General features: G+C 51.5%; 15 protein-coding genes. 6 read left to right on the forward strand and 9 right to left on the reverse strand.

Annotated elements, in window-relative coordinates; translation table 11 throughout:
• Positions 1-111: 111 nt before the first annotated feature.
• The 7 genes from TJ79_RS08175 to TJ79_RS08205 form a co-directional block, all read right to left on the reverse strand.
• Entirely contained in the window at positions 112-675 is a 564-nt protein-coding gene (locus TJ79_RS08175; protein ID WP_040949808.1) for a hypothetical protein, read from the reverse strand.
• Positions 676-1,746 carry a glycoside hydrolase family protein gene (locus TJ79_RS08180; protein ID WP_040949809.1) on the reverse strand — a complete coding sequence of 357 codons (1,071 nt, stop codon included), beginning with the start codon at positions 1,744-1,746 and terminating at the stop codon, positions 676-678.
• 9 nt (positions 1,747-1,755) lie between these two features.
• Complete coding sequence (locus TJ79_RS08185) at positions 1,756-2,628, reverse strand: carbohydrate ABC transporter permease (protein ID WP_040949810.1); 873 nt, start codon at positions 2,626-2,628, stop codon at positions 1,756-1,758.
• A 12-nt stretch (positions 2,629-2,640) separates the two neighbouring features.
• Positions 2,641-3,594, reverse strand: coding sequence for an ABC transporter permease (locus tag TJ79_RS08190; protein ID WP_040949811.1), 954 nt, complete (start codon positions 3,592-3,594; stop codon positions 2,641-2,643).
• A 78-nt stretch (positions 3,595-3,672) separates the two neighbouring features.
• Positions 3,673-5,373: a type 2 periplasmic-binding domain-containing protein gene (locus TJ79_RS08195; RefSeq protein ID WP_040949812.1), complete on the reverse strand. Its 1,701-nt coding sequence runs from the start codon at positions 5,371-5,373 to the stop codon at positions 3,673-3,675.
• Between the two features lie 94 nt (positions 5,374-5,467).
• Positions 5,468-7,153 (reverse strand): response regulator transcription factor, encoded by a 1,686-nt coding sequence (locus tag TJ79_RS08200; RefSeq protein WP_040949813.1) that lies wholly within the window; start codon positions 7,151-7,153, stop codon positions 5,468-5,470.
• 11 nt (positions 7,154-7,164) lie between these two features.
• Positions 7,165-8,940, reverse strand: a complete 1,776-nt coding sequence (locus TJ79_RS08205) for a sensor histidine kinase (protein WP_040949814.1) — start codon at positions 8,938-8,940, stop codon at positions 7,165-7,167.
• Positions 8,941-9,145: 205 nt separating this feature from the next.
• Here TJ79_RS08205 and TJ79_RS08210 point away from each other — a divergent pair, with 205 nt between their 5' ends.
• The 5 genes from TJ79_RS08210 to TJ79_RS08235 all read left to right on the forward strand — a co-directional run bounded on the left by TJ79_RS08210 (position 9,146) and on the right by TJ79_RS08235 (position 15,911).
• Positions 9,146-10,576, forward strand: a complete 1,431-nt coding sequence (locus tag TJ79_RS08210; RefSeq protein WP_155987809.1) for a glycoside hydrolase family protein — start codon at positions 9,146-9,148, stop codon at positions 10,574-10,576.
• A gap of 200 nt (positions 10,577-10,776) precedes the next feature.
• Positions 10,777-11,691 carry a GNAT family N-acetyltransferase gene (locus TJ79_RS08220; RefSeq protein ID WP_040949817.1) on the forward strand — a complete coding sequence of 305 codons (915 nt, stop codon included), beginning with the start codon at positions 10,777-10,779 and terminating at the stop codon, positions 11,689-11,691.
• Between the two features lie 139 nt (positions 11,692-11,830).
• The gene (locus TJ79_RS08225; RefSeq protein ID WP_155987810.1) at positions 11,831-12,535 is read left to right on the forward strand and encodes a lysophospholipid acyltransferase family protein; all 705 of its coding nucleotides are present in this window, start codon (positions 11,831-11,833) and stop codon (positions 12,533-12,535) included.
• Positions 12,536-12,694: 159 nt separating this feature from the next.
• Positions 12,695-14,806: a glycoside hydrolase family 36 protein gene (locus tag TJ79_RS08230; protein WP_040949819.1), complete on the forward strand. Its 2,112-nt coding sequence runs from the start codon at positions 12,695-12,697 to the stop codon at positions 14,804-14,806.
• A gap of 355 nt (positions 14,807-15,161) precedes the next feature.
• On the forward strand, positions 15,162-15,911 hold the full coding sequence (locus TJ79_RS08235) for a class I SAM-dependent methyltransferase (protein WP_040949820.1): 750 nt from the start codon (positions 15,162-15,164) through the stop codon (positions 15,909-15,911).
• Here the strand turns inward: TJ79_RS08235 and TJ79_RS08240 are convergent.
• Both TJ79_RS08240 and TJ79_RS08245 read right to left on the reverse strand, forming a co-directional pair.
• Positions 15,906-16,841: a DMT family transporter gene (locus tag TJ79_RS08240; protein ID WP_420319380.1), complete on the reverse strand. Its 936-nt coding sequence runs from the start codon at positions 16,839-16,841 to the stop codon at positions 15,906-15,908. The two genes, TJ79_RS08235 and TJ79_RS08240, sit on opposite strands and share 6 nt — an antisense overlap.
• On the reverse strand, positions 16,838-17,698 hold the full coding sequence (locus TJ79_RS08245) for an AraC family ligand binding domain-containing protein (protein WP_052339397.1): 861 nt from the start codon (positions 17,696-17,698) through the stop codon (positions 16,838-16,840). Before TJ79_RS08245 ends, TJ79_RS08240 begins: the two co-directional genes overlap by 4 nt.
• 255 nt (positions 17,699-17,953) lie before the next feature.
• Here TJ79_RS08245 and TJ79_RS08250 point away from each other — a divergent pair, with 255 nt between their 5' ends.
• Positions 17,954-18,418 carry a hypothetical protein gene (locus TJ79_RS08250; protein ID WP_040949822.1) on the forward strand — a complete coding sequence of 155 codons (465 nt, stop codon included), beginning with the start codon at positions 17,954-17,956 and terminating at the stop codon, positions 18,416-18,418.
• Positions 18,419-18,450: the final 32 nt, after the last annotated feature.

Consider the following 18,450-nt stretch of genomic DNA (forward strand, 5'->3'; position numbering starts at 1 on the left):
ATGCCGTCCTTGCGCCCGGGATGCTCCAGCCGCCGGACAAGCTGATCGACGGGGAGAACGGGAAAAGATTTCATAGTGTATACCTCCAAATATCCAAATATAAGATTTCGTTCAATGATCGTAGGCAACTTCATCATACCAAGGAAGATCGGCGAAGGCAGCCACCCGGCGGCAGAACCCTGCCGAAGCTTCCGGCGAGAGTCCGTTCATGAGACAGAGGGCGAAAGCGCCTGTCCATGCTTCCAGATTTTCACCCTGCTTAAGAGGGATGACCGTCTGCGGAGTGCCTGTCCAAGTCGCTTCCGGTTCGTGGATCAGGATTTCCGTGAAACCGCTGATCTGACGGACTGCCCCCTGGGTGCTTGTTTCCGTCTTCAAGCCAATGACTACTCGGGCTCCCGCCTGAACGGCATATTCGCTCGCCAATGCCTGCAACGGACCGGGCAAGGTTCCGTCCATAAGCAGAAAATCGCCGGGAAACAGGCGGTGGTACAGCCTTTGCAGCCGTTTTCGGGTAAGCTCGCCCTCCTCCCACATATCCCGGATAAAGACGTGATTTTCCTCCAGCCAGGAGGCTGTTTCGGCATCAAGCAACCCTACATAATTGACATCCGCTTTCATTCGCGCAGCTGCTACAGCGAGGCGGGGGGCTTGCAGCACATAGATTCTCGACATTTACCATTCCTCCCGGCCAGAGAGCCCGCTATCCGGCAGAAGCAGCTCCCGGTGATAGATGCGGTATGTCCAAAGGAAGTCCCGATCCTTCAGTTCGGAGACGGTCAATGCCATGGGCAATCTGCAGGAATCCTGCAACCAGCCGTAAGCATTCTTGATGATGCCGGCATTATGGTTCCGCTCAAAGCCCGTATCTTCTGCTCCGAAATTATGAACGACGGTCCAGCCCCCCTCATTGCGCTCAAAATCGCTGCGGGAAATGACGGCAAGTTGGGTATAGGGGGCGATGAAATCCGGTGACCGGGTTTTATCAAAAGGAGTGCCTTCCCGCGATAGATAGATGAGATCGCGTTCTCTATCCCAGGCGATGGTCGGATTAAAAGCAGCCTCCGCTTTGGAGCCGTCGCGGTTCATGAGACCGCCCTCATGCATCGCTACCTCCTCACCGATGATGGGGTGGTCCGCATCCGACAGATCCAGATCACGCCAGAAGGTGCGGCAGAGCTGCAAACGGCGCTCATATTCATGCACGGTCTGGGAATACAGCATGCGGATTTTTCCTTTGCCGTCTAGAGAAAGCAGGGACGCCTGCCCATTCCCCCAGTGGAACACCTCGTCGTAGCCTACGATAGGATTCCCCTCGTATTTCACGTAGGGGCCTTCAATGGATTTGGCGAAAGCGATGCCGATCTGGTTGTGGTAGCAGTGGTGGATGTCGCAGCCGAGATAGACCATCAGCCACGAGTAGTCTTCTCCCCGGTAATGGAATTCTCCACGGATCACATCTGGATCGCAGACGTGAATGCAGTCCCAACCGGTGCGCTCCGGCTGAAGCACGCGGAATTTATCCCCGAATGTCCACCTGCCGTCTTCCAACTTTCCTTTGCGGGCGTAAATATCATCAATGACTAGCCCCGGCCACGTATTGGCGCAGTAAAAGATAACCATCGTTGTTTCATCCACACAAACGGGAGAGGGGCAATAGTTGTAAATGCCGTCCTCGTCGTCAAACAGCAGATAGGAAGGCGGTTCCTGCCGCATGTCCTGTGCCGTTTTCTTCTCTTTTTCCATCGCCTGTCATCATCCTTTCAGGGAACCGACCATGAAGCCGGTGACGAAAAATCGCTGGAGAAACGGATAAACCACCAAAATGGGAATGGTGCTGATCACGATGGCGGCCATCCGGATGGTTTGCACGCTGATCTTCTTTTGCACCTGCGGCGGAACGTATTGGCTGTTGGAAATGACGTCGGCTTCCCGGATCATTTTCATCAGGAACAGTTGCAGCGGCATCAGATTCTGCTTGGTGGTGAAGATCATCGCGTCGAAAAAGGAATTCCAATGCCCGACGGCGTTCCACAATGCAACCGTCGCCAGCACCGGAGCCGACAGCGGAATGAACAGGGAGACGAAGATGCGGAAGTCCCCCGCCCCGTCGACGGTAGCCGATTCGTGAATCTCCTCGGGAATCTCCCGGAAAAACGAATTGAAACTGATCATATTGAAGACGGAGAACATCGTCGGGATGACGTACACCCAGAACGAGTTGATCAGGTGCAGGTTTTTCAAGACGAGAAAATAGGGAATCAACCCGCCGCCAAAGAACAGCGTGAACAGATGAATCCAATAATACGGCGAGCGGCCGATTAGATTGCGCCGGGACATGGCATAGGAGACCATAGCGGTAAATAACACGCTGGTTACCGTACCGACTACCGTACGCAGGATGCTGACCGTGAAGCCGTTGTACAGCCTGTCGTCCTCCAGCACGACGGAATAGTTGGCCAGGCTGAACGCCCTGGGGAAAAAGTAGATCCCGCCGCGCATGTAGTCGTTGCCCTCATTGAAAGATCCGACAAGAACGAAGTAGAGCGGGTAGATGGTGATCAGGCAAAACAAGCCGAGCAGGGTATAGTTGACGACTGTGAACCAGTCCCATTTTTTGCGAGCCATGTGAATTCCCTCCTAGAAGATGCCCCGTCCAGCCACCTTTTTGCTGACCAAATGGCCGCTGACGAGCAGGACGAGAGCCACGACCGATTTGAACAAGCCGACGGCGGTGGTGTACGAATACCTCATCTGAGTGATGCCGATTTTGTAGACAAAGGTATCGATCACTTCGCTGCGCTCGAGATTGAGAGGCGTTTGGAAAACCCACAGCTGATCGAAGGACGAGTTGAGCAGATTGCTGACGGACAGCAGGAAAAAGACGATGATCGTTCCTGCTATCGAGGGGAGCGTGATGTGCCAGATGCGTCGGAACCGGCCTGCCCCGTCGATCGTCGCAGCTTCGTACAAGGTTGGATCGATGGACGTGATGGCGGCCAGATAGATAATGGATCCCCATCCAAGCCCTTTGATAATGGACGTGATGATAATAATCGGCCAAAAGGCACCCGGTTCCCCCAGCAGCGACACGGGCTCGGAGATGATCCCGAGTTTGAGCAGACCCGAGACGACGACACCGGTTTCCACGGACAGCATATTGATGACGATGCCGCCGAAGACGATCCAGGAAATGAAATGCGGAAAATAACTGATGGACTGTACGATCTTTTTGAACCGTTTGTGCATGATCTCGTTGATGAGAATGGCAAACAGGATGGGTGCCGGGAAATTGATGGCAAGCTGCAGCAGGTTCAAGCCGACGGTATTGAGCAGGATATCCCGGAATTGGTAATCGTTCATGAATTCCCGGAAGTATTGAAAACCGACCCAAGGAGCTTCTGTGAGACTCCTCATCAGGTTGACGGAATAATCGGCTTTCTTGAAGGCGATGACGATGCCGAACATGGGCGCATAGTTGAAAATGAGTACGAAAACGACGCCCAGAAGCGCCATCACCTGAATTTGCCACTGTTTGAGAAAGCGGAGAAACAGGCTCGTGCGGGATTTGGCGATCGGGTTTGGCGAAAGCATGGGCCGGACCCCTTTCCTTTGGATAAAGCTCGCGCCGGCATCAGGAACGCCGGCGCGAGGTCGGGACTATAACGAATGTTATTTGCGGAACGGAGGCCAGGAGCGGTCGATGCCGAGAGCTTCCTTGGCGCCCTGGAACAATTCGTTGTTGTAAGTGTCGAGATCGGCTCTACCCATGGCGTCCATTTTGGAGAGGACATCTTCATAGATGGAGCGGGCTTTCGCTTCGGATTCCGCCATAATGATGCGCGGCAGTTCCTTACCCCAGAACAGGGACAGGCGGTTGCTCGTCTCGAGCATTTTGTCGCGGTCGGGATGATCCGGGTTAGGTTTACCGCCCACAGCGCTCGTATCGTAGCTGTATTCCAGAAGAGGTTTCTTCATGGTTTTCTCGGCGAGATACTGATCCACCGGCTTTTCGGGCTGCGGGAACAAATCTTTGACAGAATACCAGTCCATCAGCAGGTTGAAGCCCATTCCCCATTTTTTCTCGGAGCCGTCGCCTTTGGCCAAGGCGTCTTCATACTCCTTCGTCCATTTGATGGTGCCGTCTTCGTTGTAGGTGTAGGTTTCGTTTTCCCAACCGAAGTGGACCATGTGCTGGCCTTCTTTGCTGTTCAGGAATTCCAGCAGCTTGGCGATTCGTTCTTGGGCTTTGGAATTTTTCCCTACCATTGTGACGAGCCAGCCAAAGCCGCGGATGTCGGTAAGGACCGGATCGTCGCCTTCATAGTTGCGGAGGGCGAAGGCTTCGTATTGGGCTTTGTCATCCATGTTGTAGAGCGTCCGCATTTGCTCGGTGAAATCCTGAGGAGCCGTCAAGGAAGCGAATACGCGTCCGCTGGCGATTTTCTCGTTGATCTGGTCGCGCTTGTCGGTGAAGTTGTCTTTGGAAATCAACCCGCGCCGGTAAGCGTCGTTCAGGAATTTCAGCACTTCCCAATATTTTTCCGAGTAGGTGCGATTCAGCAGCTTGCCGCTTTCATCCTCGTACGGGACAGCGAAGTATTCGTTCAGCCAGTTTACGGAGCTGTTGCCATTGGAGGTGAATTCATACAGTTGAAGCGGAATGAGCGACTTGCCGTCGTAGGTTTTGACTTCTTTCTTTACGCGCTCCAGAACATCCAGGAACTTGTCTGCGGTAGAGATGTCCGGACGGCCAAGCTGCTCGTAAATGTCTTTGCGCAGGGTGAAGGCGCTGTTCGGTTCCAGCTTCTCTCCCGGCTTCATCGCATAGCTGGAGTAAGCATAGTTGGGAAGGGCGTATGTCTTGCCGTCCGATTCCTTATACCAGTTGAAAATATCCTGATAAGGCTTGAAGTTCGGCACGTATTTATCGATCAGTTCGTTGATGGAAACCAGGTATCCGCCTTTGGCCAGCTTGGTTTTGTAATCCAGCCAAGATTCCACCGTCACGAGGTCGGGAACCTGGCCCGTAGCGATCATGGCGGACATTTGATCCGAGCCGTCTCCGGCTGGGGTGATGAAGTTGATGTTAAGTCCGAAGCGTTCCTTGATATATTCCGAGAACTTGTCCTTGCCGTAATTCCCCGGGTACTTCCACCAGGAAAGGTTGACGTACCAATCGATATTCATCACATCGTCATAGCCTTTTTCTGCAGGGGCTCCCGTAGGGGACTGGGTACCCGTTCCAGTTGCGGATGTGGCCGCCGGAGCGGTTTCCTTGGCGTTATCTTTGCTTCCCGCGCATCCGGTGAGCACGACCGTCATCATCAGGACAAACGCGAGCAGGCTTGCTGACCATTTCTTCAATTTCATTCCTGAACCTCCCTTGTTCATTCCGTGCAATCGGTTAGGCCTACCGTGCTCTCATTGTAGAGCGGAAATCCCGCCGGTTTCTACTTCGATCTTTTTACCTGTCCGGCTCTCTTCCGTTTACATTCAACCGATCGCGATACTCTTGGGGGGTGAGGCGGGTGGCTTTTTTGAAGAACCGGTAGAAATAATGGTCCGACAAAAAACCGATAGCTTGGGATACGTCCTGAATCCGATATTCGGAGTTGGCCAGCAGCTCTTTGGCTTTGACGAGCTTGCGCTCCGTGATGGTTTCGGATAAGCCCTTACCAGCCTTCTGCTTGTAAAGACGGGAGAGATAGGACGGGTTGTGCCCCATGGCAAGAGCCATGGTTTTCAGGGATAGATCGCCTCCCAAGTTGGCGTCTAGATAAGCGTGAATGCTTTGAACGACCCGATTCTCTTCCTTTTCTTCCGCGTGAAGCTGCATCTGGAAAATGAAGTCCCCCAAGGCCCGGAGCTGCAACCGCTGCTTCTCCCAATCGGAGATCAGGTTTCCCGATTTAGCTGTCTGCACGATATCATCGATGGACTCGGGCAGATCGTCCGTGCGCAGCTTTTCCAAAGCGGCTAGCAAAATGGAGAACAGCGAGCTGGCGAGCTGCAGGCAGGTAAGGCCTTGGCCAGTTTTATGCGCCTTGTCGCCGATGCGGATGAGAAACTCCAGCTTGCGGGTAAACTCTTCACGGTCTTTATGGTCAAGACAGTAGCCGAGATGCTCGTAGTGCTTGAAAACTTCATGCTGCAAAAGCGGAGATTTGGCCGGTTCCCCGCCGTCCTTCGACTGTTCGGGCTCCATATACAGCTGCTGTTTCTTGACTGTGCCCTGTAACTGTTCCAGCAAGCGGTCCATTTCTTCGTCAAGGGTATGCCAATCGACGGGACCTCTGCCGATGGCGAAGGATAGCGGCAGGTGAAGAAGGTCGAGGCAGGAGGATTGAACGCACTCGAAGGTGCCGTACAGGAAGTGGGAGGTCATGGCCGCCATGCTGCGGTTGCGCAATTCCTCCAGCCAAGGTTCGGCCTTCGACTGGACGAGCCAGACGATTTTGGAGTGATCATAGACGAAGGAGTAATAGATGGAGGACATAGACAAATATTCGTTGGAGATATTTTGCACGGCATAGAGCAGCAGGGAGCGGGAGTAGTGGGAGTAGTCGGATGGCCACTCGTCCACTTTAGCCACCGCGGCAAACAGCGGCTTGTCCGCCGACAGGGGAATGGCCAACTGCTCCAACTGTTGGCTTAAAGAGGCCCGGGCTGTCTTGTCGCCGATCAGCAGGCTCTCCACAAACTCCCGCTGCAGGGCGGGAAGCGCCTGGCGCACTTGCTTTCGAGCCTCTTCGATGACGTCTTGGGTTTCCCGTTCCTTGCGGGTAAGTTCGATGGCCTGATAGACGGCATCGATAATGACGTCGTCCGTCTCGGTTTTCAGGATGTAGTTCACCGAGCCGCCGCGAATGGCTTCTTGGGCATAGGAAAAATCATCATACCCGGACAGGAAGATCGCTTTGCAATGGGGCCATCTGGCCGCGATGATCTTCTGCAGCTCAAGACCGGTCATTCCCGGCATGCGGATGTCGGTGATGACGATGTCCATGGAGGTCGCCATCAGAACGTTCAGAGCCTCCGCGGCAGAATAAACACCTTGAACGTCCAAGGTGGGGTGCTTATCAGAGCTGAACAGGTCGACGAGACCGTCAACGACATATTCTTCGTTATCGATGATGAGCAATCGGTACATGTTGTTTCCTCCTAGTGGTCGTCTTCTGCGGCAATCGGCAGCCGGATGGTGACATGGAGGCCGCCCAACTCGCTTCTGGAAAGGGACAAGCCCGACGTTTCGCCGAATTTCAATTGTAGGCGGCGGTGGATGTTGACCATCCCGGTGACTTCGATATCACGCTTGCTGTCTTGGATCAGGTCTTCCGCTTCAGCCAGCTTCACGTCGGTCAGGCCGCCCCCATTGTCTTCAACGTGAATCAAGAGCCAATCGGATTGCTGCTCGGTCCATATCTTCAGGAAGCCTTTTTCCAAATGATCCTCCAGCCCGTACTCGAAGGCGTTTTCCACAATGGGTTGTAATATCAGCCTGGGCACGAGCAATCCTTCTGCGTCAGCGGGAAGGGGTTCGGTTTGAACGGACAAACGGCTGCCGAAACGCATTTGCTGAATGCCGGTGTAGGCTTCGATATGGGCGAATTCTTCACTTAAGCGGACCTCATCGGATTTGTTCCGGGTAATGAAGCGGAAGAACTGGCCGAGATGCTGGGTCAGCTTCTTGGCGTTGTCCATATCGTCGAGCTGGATGATTCGGTTCAACAGGAAGAAGATGTTATAGAGAAAATGGGGATTGATCTGCGCCTGCAATTGCTTCAGTTCCGCCCGGTTCAGGCGAAGCTCCTGCTCGAAGGCGTCTTGAATCAACTGCTGCAGCCGTCCCGACATTTTGTTGAACTGTTGATACAGATAGCTGAACTCGTCCTTGCTCCCGGAGGAGAGATGAACGCCGAAATCTCCTTTTTCCAGACGTCGGAAAGCCCCGATCAGGCGGAACATCGGCTGGTGCACCATCTTGTAGATCCAGGCGGAGAAAACGAGAATCATGAGAAGTGAGGTGGCTGCGAGAATGATGTATAAGCGCTTATAAAAGCTGATCGGTCCAAGAAAGCTTTCCTCGGGCAAATATACGACAAGGGATGCGTCCAATAGATTGGACGATTCATAGGCATACATATAGGCTTTCCCGTCGATCTGAAAGCGTCCGATTCCCCGAGACGGCGAGTCGGGAGAGAGATGATCCAGCTTAAGCCAGGCCAGCAGCTCGTTTAGCGGCATTCCGTCCCGGGGCAGAGTCCCCAGCGACCAGGCTCCCGCATGATCGACGATCAGCGCCTCACCACCGTTGTAGGTGGAGATTTCTTTCAGGGAGCGTTCCATATTCGACCGGGAGAGTTCGACCTCCAGCCAGAGCTTGGCCGGGGTTTCCGTCGCTCCGCCGGATGGGTAGCGTTCACCGAGAATGAGGCGGTCCCCTAGAGGCAGCAAGCGCTTTCCGGAATTATAGAGCCGGACCAGGGCCGATAGTTCATCTTCCGGAAGCTGCTTATCCACCCGGTGATTGTGGACGGTCGTCCCGAGATCGGGGATGTAGAGCTTCAGTTCCTGGACGAACAAACTGGAATCCTTAAATTGCTGCAGCCTGCGCTCGATATCTTGAATGGCGTAGACCTCATCGGCGTCCGAATAAATGTAATGAAACATCATCAAATCCTGCACTTGGTTGTCCAATATATATTGCTGCTTCATTCGCAGCACCCGCTCCATCTCCAGCTCAAAGGTGCTTAGGTAGAAACGGGCGTTGGACCGGAGGGAGTTGGTGATTTCCTTGCGGACGGAGGATTCACCGGATTTGTTCATCAGCATGCTGATGATCAGAATCGGTAGAAGGGCAAGCAGAAAAGCCATCAGCAGCTTTTGGATCAAATTGAAGCCGGAGGCGGGCACCGGCCTGAACGGGAGCTTCTTCATACGCTCGCTCCTTTCGGAAGGCTCATTCCTATTATCGCATGACCTGCTCTGAATTCCTCTCCCTTTTGTTTACGCGTTTCGACATACCCGAAGGTAAACAAAAGACAGTCAAAAGATCGAAGCTGACAAGGGTTTCGGACGGCCATTACGATGAAGGAGGCGGGCCATGGGTCCGCCCCATCCGATTCATCAAGGAGGACGTTTTGTGAAAACGAGGGTAAGCTGGTGTTTTGCGGTGTTGGCGCTGGTGCTTCTTGTTCTCTTGCCTTGGCAGACGGCGACGGCCGCGGTTCTGTGGGACACGGGAAATCTTGCCAAAGTTTACGATCCGGCAGGCAGCCGGTATGCCTATGCTCCCGCGGTTATCCGCGAAGGGAATACCGAGCATATGTGGACCTGCCATAACGAGGAAGACGGGGTGATCAAGGACAGCATCTATTATACCCGCATCGAAAACGGAGTCGTGGCGGAATCCCACCCCGTGCTTCAGGCTGGGGCGACCGGTACGTGGGACAGCTTTCACGTCTGCGATCCCACTGTGATCGCGGGAAAGTTCTTGTTCCAGGGAACCGAATATAACTATGCACTCTTCTATTTGGGGAACGACTTGAACATGAGCGCCCATAATCAAATCGGCGTCGCCTTCGCTACGGAGCTTTCCGGCGAATGGGTAAAATATCCGGACCCCATCGTGGCGTACCCCAATGACGGATACTGGGGAGTCGGCCAACCGTCGGCTACCAGCGTGGACGGCCAAGGACGCCTGCTGCTCTTTTTCACCAAAGGGGATGCCGCCGCCACCGGAGGATATCGCATCGATATGAACCTGAGGGACATGAGCGATCCCGTCATCGGAGACGCCGTTCCGCTGACAACGAACGGACTAACGGATGCCAACGGGCAGCCGGATTGGCTCAATAATTTCGATATCACCTATGATCCGAGCCGGGACCGTTTCATCGCTATCCGGGAACTTCATCCCTATCCATCCACTCAGCCGAATTATATCAGCGAAAGTCTGCAAATCGTGAGCATAGACGGAGGCTCGGTATGGGGCGGGGGAGGAACATGGAAGGTGGAAGGCGTTTTGGGGAGCCCACAAACCGGGTTTCCACGAAACCACAACGGAGGGCTGCTTCGCACGGTAAACGGGATGCTTCCCGATCCGACCGCGGTGGAGGCGTATTTCACCGACAGCGATGCGGCGCCGAATCTCAGCGGTCGGGCGGAATATACGTATGACATCTGGCGGATAAAAGGCACTTTGAACGATGCGGATATCGTGACGGAGAAAAAGCTGGAGCACTTCAAGAGCAGCCATTTTGCCGTATCGTCGATGACGCTTAACGCCACCTCCAATCAAATCGGCATACAGGGAATGCTAGACCTGAAAAAGATAAAGCCGTGGCTAAACGAAACGGTCTGGATCGGCTACCGGGTCTATGACGCAAAAGGCAACTTGACCGACGCGGGAACGGCCTACCGGGATGCAGCGGATGCCTCCGGCGCCTTCCGAATCTCCTTTCCAAAGCCGAAAGGGTTGGCTCATGACGAAGGCCGGCTGGAAGTTTACCTGCTGAACGCGAAAGGAAAGCCCATCGACTCGGCTGCAAGCAAGGTGACGTTTTCGTTCTAATTGCTTAGCATGGGTATTAACGAAGTGAAGATGAACGCTTATAACCGCTCCCTTATGGGGGCGGTTTTTCCGTATCTGTTCATGCAAGTTCCGCAATTCGGGATGAAGTTCTTTTTTTCTAAAAGTCTCCCTTGTTTCTCAAAGCTTTCTGCTTCATCATTTCATTATGAGATAGTTAATTTGAAAGGGAGAGTCGATTCATGAACCTGACTGATTTCGTCATCCGAAATCCGCAAGACGAGGATGTCGAGAATATTGCCAAATTAGATTTCGTCCTGAAATTGCTTATTTTGTATCATGGCGATTATGACAAGAAGAATATGTTTTGCGCCGTGAACGGGGAAAACGAGATTGTGGCGGTCGCCCACCTGATGCGTCACGACACATTCGATGCGGTAGGACACGATGATGAAAAGGATTTTGTCCGCTTTCTCACCTTTGAAATGGCCTTTGGGGAAAATGGCGAGGATGAAGCAATAAAAGTAGCTCTTACCGATGCGTTGATCAAACGCGCACGAGAAATCAAGGCGCAGCATCCGGAAAAACGCATTGTCATGGCCCAGTATATGGATGCGGATGATCTCACGGGGTTAAGCTATTATTTGACCCGAGGGTTTACTATATTTGAGAACATCGTTGTTTACAAGTTTGATCTGAACCGGGACATTCCCTGTTATCCGCTGCCGGAGGGCGTGGAGATAAAGCCTTTTGTGCTGGATAACGACGCGGCTTTGAAGCAATTCAACCAAGCGGAGCTGGCTTCTTTCGACGGGGTGGCATGGAGTCTGAACCATTTGCGTTGGATGCAGGGATCGCCGGAAATGATCAATTTTTGCGCCTTCAGCGGTAACGAAATGATCGGCAATACCTCTACATGGAGAATTACAGAGGAACGAAGCGCGACGGAAAATGTGTTCGTCACTCCGGAATGGCGCAAGCAAGGCATCGCCCGCAACATCATCTGCGCCGCGCTGGAGCATCTGAAGCAGCAGGGCAAAACCATCGCGACCTTGGGCACCCGCGGGACCAACCGGAAAGCGATCCGCCTTTACACTCAGATCGGTTATGAGTTGTATGGGTTTCGGTTTACGGTTGGGATGGAGATTGGGGAGTAGGAGGAAGTTCGGAGTAACGTTAGAAAGTCCGTCGATGTGGCGGGCTTTTTTTGTTAGAGCTATGATAAGATACTAGCAGGTAGTTTCATTTTGTACGGCGCGGTTGTGTTGTATGGATATATGAAGGAGTTAGTATGTGATGAATAAATTATTATTGAAGTTTGTTAATCTATTGCCAGAACCTTTACTAATCATGTTTGTTAGGTTTTATGTTAATTTGCAGATAAAAAGGCATGCAAGGTTAGATGTAAAAGGTCTTGAAAATTTAGACTGTGATTTTAAAAGGCCCTATTTGTTTGTATGCAATCATTTAAGTAATTCTGATGGTTTAGTATTGAATAAAGTATTGGAAAAAGAGAATATGATCTTTTTAGCTGGGAAAAAATTAGAATCGAATTCCATGACAAATTTGGGTTTTAAAATCGTGAGAACCATCCCAATATTGCCAAATTCACCTGACAAAGATGCGATCAAAAAGGTCATTAGCGCTGTAAAAGAAGGCAACAACATGTTAATATTTCCCGAAGGGACACGGAGCAGATCGGCAACGATGCTTGAAGGGAAAAAAGGAATTCTGCTCTTTGCAAAGCTCACCAACGCTCCGATAGTGCCAATAGGGATTTGGGGTACAGAAAAATTTATGCCTATAAAAAATGATATGGGTAAAGAAGCATTTTGTGATGCTGATATAAATATTAACATTGGTGAAGTTTTCAATCTGCCTAAAAAAAGCGATGATGAGACCAAAGGAAACTGGGAAGCGGATTGTTTAAATCACATTATGATGAAAATTGCTGAACTTTTGCCAAGAGAATATAGGGGGATTTATGATAACAAAATGTAAATTTTACCGCGTTTGCAATCCCAGAGGATAGGGCAATTTACGCCCTGTCTTATTTTTTTGCCAAAATATCATTTCACCCCTTGACGTATTTCTGGATTTGCACCTAATGGATTATAATGGGGGAAGGACTCGCCGACTCTAAGAAAAAGGGAGATTTCCATGACTCGCATACATATCCACGAAAACCGTATCCACATGGTGCTGGACATTACCGCCGACAACCAGGTGAAGCTGCTTCATTTTTCGGCTCAGCCTTTTGATGAAAAAGACATCGTCGCGAAGACGCGGGAAGGCAGCTTTAATCTGGTGGAACTCAATTTATCGGGACTGGACAGGCCGCTCGAGCGCCATGGCACGAAGTACATCGTGACGGCTCCGGGCTACCGGATGCAGTACGACAGCCACAAAGACTACCGCAACGCTCTCGGCCGTAAGCTAGAAGTGACGACCTTTGACGCGGAAACCGGGGTTTATGTGACTAGCCATATTCAGTTTTATGACGGCATTTCCGTTATCCGGGCGTACAGCGAGGTGGTCAACCGGGGTGCGGAAACGCAAACCTTGGAGTACATATCCTCTTTTAACTATACCGGCATTGAAAAAGAAGGCATTCTGCCCCGTGACGAAAAAATGCTGCTGAAAATCCCCCACAATTCCTGGCAGCGGGAGATGGACTGGAAGAGCTACACGCTGGATCAGTTGGGCCTATCGCAATCGCAGCAGGTTGTCGAGCAGCGTTCCTCGAAAGCCATCGGTGTTACAAACACAGGGAACTGGTCTACGAAGGAATACCTCCCCATGGGCTATCTCGAAAATCGGGAGACGGCAAGCAATCTGTTTTGGCAGATTGAGCATAACGGCTCCTGGCACTGGGAGATCTCTGACCAGACGGCTCATTTGTATTTGGCGTTAAGCGGTCCGACGGAACAGGAATCTCACTGGTTTAAAAATCTAGCGCAAGGCGATTCCTTCGTATCGGTTCCCGTTGCGGTTGGAGTAGCAGTGGGCGGTTTTGACCAGGCCATGGGAGAACTGACCCGCTACCGGCGAGTCATCCGCAGGTCTAACGAAGATAATGAGAGCTTGGCGATTATTTTCAACGACTATATGAACTGCTTATGGGCTGACCCGACGACGGAAAAAGAACTGCCCCTCATCGACGCTGCGGCGGAAGCGGGCTGCGAATATTTTTGTATCGACGCGGGTTGGTATTCCCCCGGTTTCTGGTGGGACAATGTCGGTGAGTGGCGGGAGTCCCGTGAACGGTTTCCGAACGGGCTGATCGAAGTCACTGATTATATCCGCAAGAAAGGCATGATCCCGGGAGTTTGGCTTGAAATTGAAGTCATGGGCATCAAATGCCCGAAAGCAAAGGAAGTACCAGAGGATTGGTTCTTTACCCGGCATGGCAAAAAGGTCCACGACCGCTCCCGGTATCAGTTGGACTTCCGCAATCCCCAGGTGGTGGAGCATGCTAACGAAGTGATCGACCGGCTGGTGGCGGACTATGGCGTCGGATACATCAAAATGGATTACAACATTGAGCCGGGAATCGGTACAGAGCTTTACGCCGACAGCATCGGCGAGGGACTGTTGGAGCACGAGCGGGCTTATCTCGCTTGGTTGGACGGGATTTTTGCCAGATATCCGCATCTCATCATCGAAAATTGCTCCAGCGGGGGCTTACGGATCGACTACGCCATGCTGCAGCGGCATTCCATCCAGTCTACCAGCGACCAAGAAGATTACCGGCGTTATGCCACCATCGCTGCCAACTCTCCGTCCGGCCTCACTCCCGAACAATCGGCCATCTGGTCGTATCCGCTGACGGAGGGAGACAAGGAAGAAGTTGTGTTCAACATGGTGAACGCCATGTTGCTGCGTATCCATCAAAGCGGCCATCTGGTCCACATTAACGCCGAGAGAAAGGCACTTGTGAAGGAGGCGCTGGATTGTTATAAGACGATCCGGCATGACATCAAGACGGCGCTGCCGTTTTGGCCTCTTGGACTCTCCAAGTTCGCTGATCCTTGGGTAAGCCTCGGCTTGCGTACGGAGCATAAGCAGTATGTTGCCATTTGGCGTAGAAACAGCGAAACCGGCACCTGCACGCTGCCGATCGCTTATACAGGCGGTCGTAAAGTCACCGTCCGCTGCGCTTATCCATCTTTCGAGGACTGCGAGTATGCTTGGAACGCCGGGAACCAAACTTTGACGGTGAACCTGCCGAAGACGTATAGTGCGAGGTTGTTTGAGATTACGTTGGAATGAACTTGATGATAAGGAAATATAGAAGCAAGCGATCACAGGATGTTGAATCCGGGGTCGCTTGTTTTTTTGCGAGCATGCCGCTCTTCCACTAAGAAGCTAGTTCTCCCATGCGACACCATTCAAGAAACGAAAAATTCGAGGGACTTTACGGTTGCGCAAGTAACATCCCATCGAGATTGAGGCTTTCTTTGAATAATCCAATAATGGAATAATCTCCTCGCTATAGCTTGATCTTAACGTCCGTTTCGTATCGTGGAGCGGACGTTTTTTTCTGCGATACCGCCGCATTGTTTATAAACGATTGATCGCTGAACCTCCGAATCTCTATAATAAAGCTTGAAGCGGGGTGAAGGGCATGAACGCCAGTGAGTACAAAGCTTTTTACGATGAAGTCGGGGTCGCCAACGGTTGGGATTTTTCCAGGGTAAAATGCATGACCGAAGGGACAAACTGGGACTTTTACACGGAAGTAACGAAAACATGCGCGAAGACGGATCTACTGCTGGACATCGGCACGGGAGGCGGAGAAAAGATTCTGAGCATCGCCGATTCCGCTTTGCTACTGGTTGGCATTGATCAATCTTCTGGCATGATTGAAACCGCAAAAAGGAATGCCGCCAGACCGGACATCCGCAATGTGCGCTTTTTTCAAATGGAAGCCGAGGAATTGGAGTTCCCAGAGGCATTTTTCGACGTCGTTTCTTGCAGGCATTCCGGTTTTCAGGCTAGTGAGATCGCTAGGGTGTTAAAGAAGGGCGGAAGCTTCCTGACTCAGCAAGTAAGTGAAAACGATAAGCGAAACCTGAAAGAAGCCTTCGGCAGAGGACAGGCATGGGGCGAAGCGGATGGTGCTATGATGGGGCGTTATGTCGCAGAGTTGAAAGAAGCGGGCTTTGCGGAAATTCAGACCTTTGAATTCGATGATACCGAGTATTACGAGACGGCGGAGGATTTGATCTTTCTTTTAAAGCATACCCCGATCATTCCCGGTTTTGGGAGTAGCGAACGGGATTTTCACATCCTTCGGCAATTCGTTACGGAGCATCAAACGGAAAAAGGGGTACGAACAAACGCCGCCCGCTTCGTCATTACGGCCCGGTTATAGCGATTCCTCCCGGGAGACCGTCTGCATCGGTTTGAGCCTGCTTTTTGGTTTGAGCTTTTTCTCCGAGAGGAAGAGGCCTGCCAAGGTCAAGAAAGCTCCGGCGAGGGCAGATCCGGTTATATTTTCCTGCAAGATCAGATAGGATGCCACGATGGTGACGACAGGCACCAGATAGATATAAGCGCTGGTTTTCACCGCGCCGAGCACGCCCACGCACCAGTTCCAGGTGACGAAGCACAAGGCAGAAGCTCCGAGACCGAGGAACAGGATATTCAGCAGATTGACTGGATCGGCAAATCGGGAGAGTTCAAGTCTCGTTCCGGACGTAAACTGTACCGGCATCATGAACACGAGACCGTAAAAGAACACCCTCCGGGTGCAGCCGATGGTCGGATAGCCGAGATCGCTGATTTTACGCATCAAAATGGAATACACGGCCCAGCAGACGCAGGCGAGAACGGCCAGAAAATCTCCCAAAGGGTTTAGCTTCAGGACATAGCTTCCGTTAAAGGTGATGAGGATGATGCCCAGAATAGCCACCCCGAAGCCGGCAAAAAAGGTCGGCCGCAGCGGTTCGCCTTTCAGAAAGAAATGGGCCAGAACCGCCGTGAAAAACGGAGCCACGGCCACGATGATCCCCACACTGGAAGCAAGCGTATAGGTAAGCGCGATATTTTCACAAAAAAAGTACAAGGTGACGCCGCACAACCCCGCTCCGGCGAAGAGCAGCTCTTCCCGCAAGCTTTTCCATTTGATGAAATGGGGATGAACGGCGAGCAGTGCGACATAGCCGATGATGAAACGGAACAGCAGAATTTCAAAAGGGGAGAAATCGGACAAGAGCACTTTGGTTGAGATGAAGGTGGTGCCCCAAACGAAAATGGTGAAGAGGGCCGCCATGTGCCCGTAAACGATGGCTTGCTGTTTCAAATCCATACCTTCCTTTCAACAGCGAACGATCCGGCGCAAGCTTCCGCAGAGAATATTCGCATGTATTGCCTGGGGGTCAACCCGATAAATTTTTTGAACGCATTAGTAAAATGGCTCTGATCGCTAAAGCCGGCGGCAAGGGCGGTTTCCATTGGGGACCTTCCTTGTTCCAGCCATTTTTTCGCGTTGCCGATGCGAACCGTCATCAGATATTGGTAAGGGGAGATCCCCTTATACCGCGTGAATGTCCGCAAAAAATGGTATTTGCTCATGTTCGCCAGCTTGCTTAATTCTTCAAGAGTGATTGCATGAGCGAAATGGGCTTCGAGGTAATCGCACACCGCCTTAAATTCGGAATCCGGCCTTTGCTCAAGAGGAGAAGCCAGCGGGACCGCATTATCCTGCAAAAGCTGGCCGATCAGGATCAGGTACAGCTCCTCCTTGATAAAGTCCGATTCGTCACCGCTGATCATGCGGTGCAGCTCTTTCAAGGAATCGGCAAGATCGGAGCCAGGCAGTACCGTTTCCGTAAAAACCGGCTCGAACGCTTGGCCCGTAATCTCCAGCGCCGCTTTTTTCATGATGTCGGATTTGATGTTCAGGCAGCGGTAGTCCAAGGTTTTTCCGTCGATCTGTTCGCAGGAATGGACATCCCGCGGATTGAAGAGGGTAATATCCCCGGGATTAATGATGTACTCTCTATTTTTGCAGGACAAGTACCGCTGCCCGGCTTCGATGAAGCCGATGACGTAGTAATCGTGGAAGTGGTCTGGGAACTTTTGCTTGATCCCCTCGAATCGGTACGTTTCGATCTGCAGGTCGGCGTCGTAGATGACGGTTCTTTTTTCGATGGGCATGGTTGACGCACCTCCTCCTGTTCGGCTTAAAGCAAGGATACAGGAAAATCGAAGCAAAGGATTGGATGATATTGCTGGGTAGGTCACAGCTGGCTAAATGGGAGTAGCTTCCGGACGAATGATGGTTACAGATGACTTTAGTGCTTCATATGGCAAAAGTAAAGAGGGAAGCCAGAAACAATTTTTATAAGAAAATCTTCCACGTTACCCTTATAATGAAGTCGAACTGGAATCGAATGGGAAGGTGTATGATTGATGCATGTATATTATTGCGACGAATGGTCAGATATCAAAAAGAAGCCATGGAACATTCTTGATGAACGGACTGCATCCCTATGTCATGAAAAGAAACAACAATACACAGCAGTATTAACTGAGGATGAAAAACCTAAGTACATTATAAATGTGACACAAGATTGGGTTTCAGTAGGGTTTTATGATGATAGGACCCGTAAATATTTGAATTATGATTTTAAAGTTATGAGCGATGCTAAACTCTTCTTAAGAACGGCAATGCATTGGGAATATGAGGGTCAAACCGATAAAAAAGCAAGCAGCTTGATTATTGGCTTTCGAGAAGATGGTCATATCGCTATGGAAAAGAGAGATTTAAACACGGGTTCTGTTGAGGAACGTGAGGCTAAAGACACCCTTGAAAAGAATTGGGATAGATTTCCTGAATTTGGTCAATATCATCATCTGTGCCAAGAGGAGCGATAGTCTATTTGGCGAATGACCCAACATTCAACCAA

This window comes from Gorillibacterium massiliense (assembly GCF_000455485.1).
GTDB classification, from domain to species: Bacteria; Bacillota; Bacilli; order Paenibacillales; family NBRC-103111; genus Gorillibacterium; species Gorillibacterium massiliense.

What these genes read in the sequence shown, in the direction of transcription:
- TJ79_RS08235 (WP_040949820.1), top strand. Translation starts at nt 15,162, where the DNA reads ATGAACGCCAGTGAGTACAAAGCTTTTTACGATGAAGTCGGGGTCGCC.
- TJ79_RS08220 (WP_040949817.1), top strand. Translation starts at nt 10,777, where the DNA reads ATGAACCTGACTGATTTCGTCATCCGAAATCCGCAAGACGAGGATGTC.
- TJ79_RS08230 (WP_040949819.1), top strand. Translation starts at nt 12,695, where the DNA reads ATGACTCGCATACATATCCACGAAAACCGTATCCACATGGTGCTGGAC.
- TJ79_RS08195 (WP_040949812.1), bottom strand. Translation starts at nt 5,373, where the DNA reads ATGAAATTGAAGAAATGGTCAGCAAGCCTGCTCGCGTTTGTCCTGATG.
- TJ79_RS08225 (WP_155987810.1), top strand. Translation starts at nt 11,831, where the DNA reads ATGAATAAATTATTATTGAAGTTTGTTAATCTATTGCCAGAACCTTTA.
- TJ79_RS08200 (WP_040949813.1), bottom strand. Translation starts at nt 7,153, where the DNA reads ATGTACCGATTGCTCATCATCGATAACGAAGAATATGTCGTTGACGGT.
- TJ79_RS08185 (WP_040949810.1), bottom strand. Translation starts at nt 2,628, where the DNA reads ATGGCTCGCAAAAAATGGGACTGGTTCACAGTCGTCAACTATACCCTG.
- TJ79_RS08245 (WP_052339397.1), bottom strand. Translation starts at nt 17,698, where the DNA reads ATGCCCATCGAAAAAAGAACCGTCATCTACGACGCCGACCTGCAGATC.
- TJ79_RS08205 (WP_040949814.1), bottom strand. Translation starts at nt 8,940, where the DNA reads ATGAAGAAGCTCCCGTTCAGGCCGGTGCCCGCCTCCGGCTTCAATTTG.
- TJ79_RS08180 (WP_040949809.1), bottom strand. Translation starts at nt 1,746, where the DNA reads ATGGAAAAAGAGAAGAAAACGGCACAGGACATGCGGCAGGAACCGCCT.
- TJ79_RS08175 (WP_040949808.1), bottom strand. Translation starts at nt 675, where the DNA reads ATGTCGAGAATCTATGTGCTGCAAGCCCCCCGCCTCGCTGTAGCAGCT.
- TJ79_RS08190 (WP_040949811.1), bottom strand. Translation starts at nt 3,594, where the DNA reads ATGCTTTCGCCAAACCCGATCGCCAAATCCCGCACGAGCCTGTTTCTC.
- TJ79_RS08250 (WP_040949822.1), top strand. Translation starts at nt 17,954, where the DNA reads ATGCATGTATATTATTGCGACGAATGGTCAGATATCAAAAAGAAGCCA.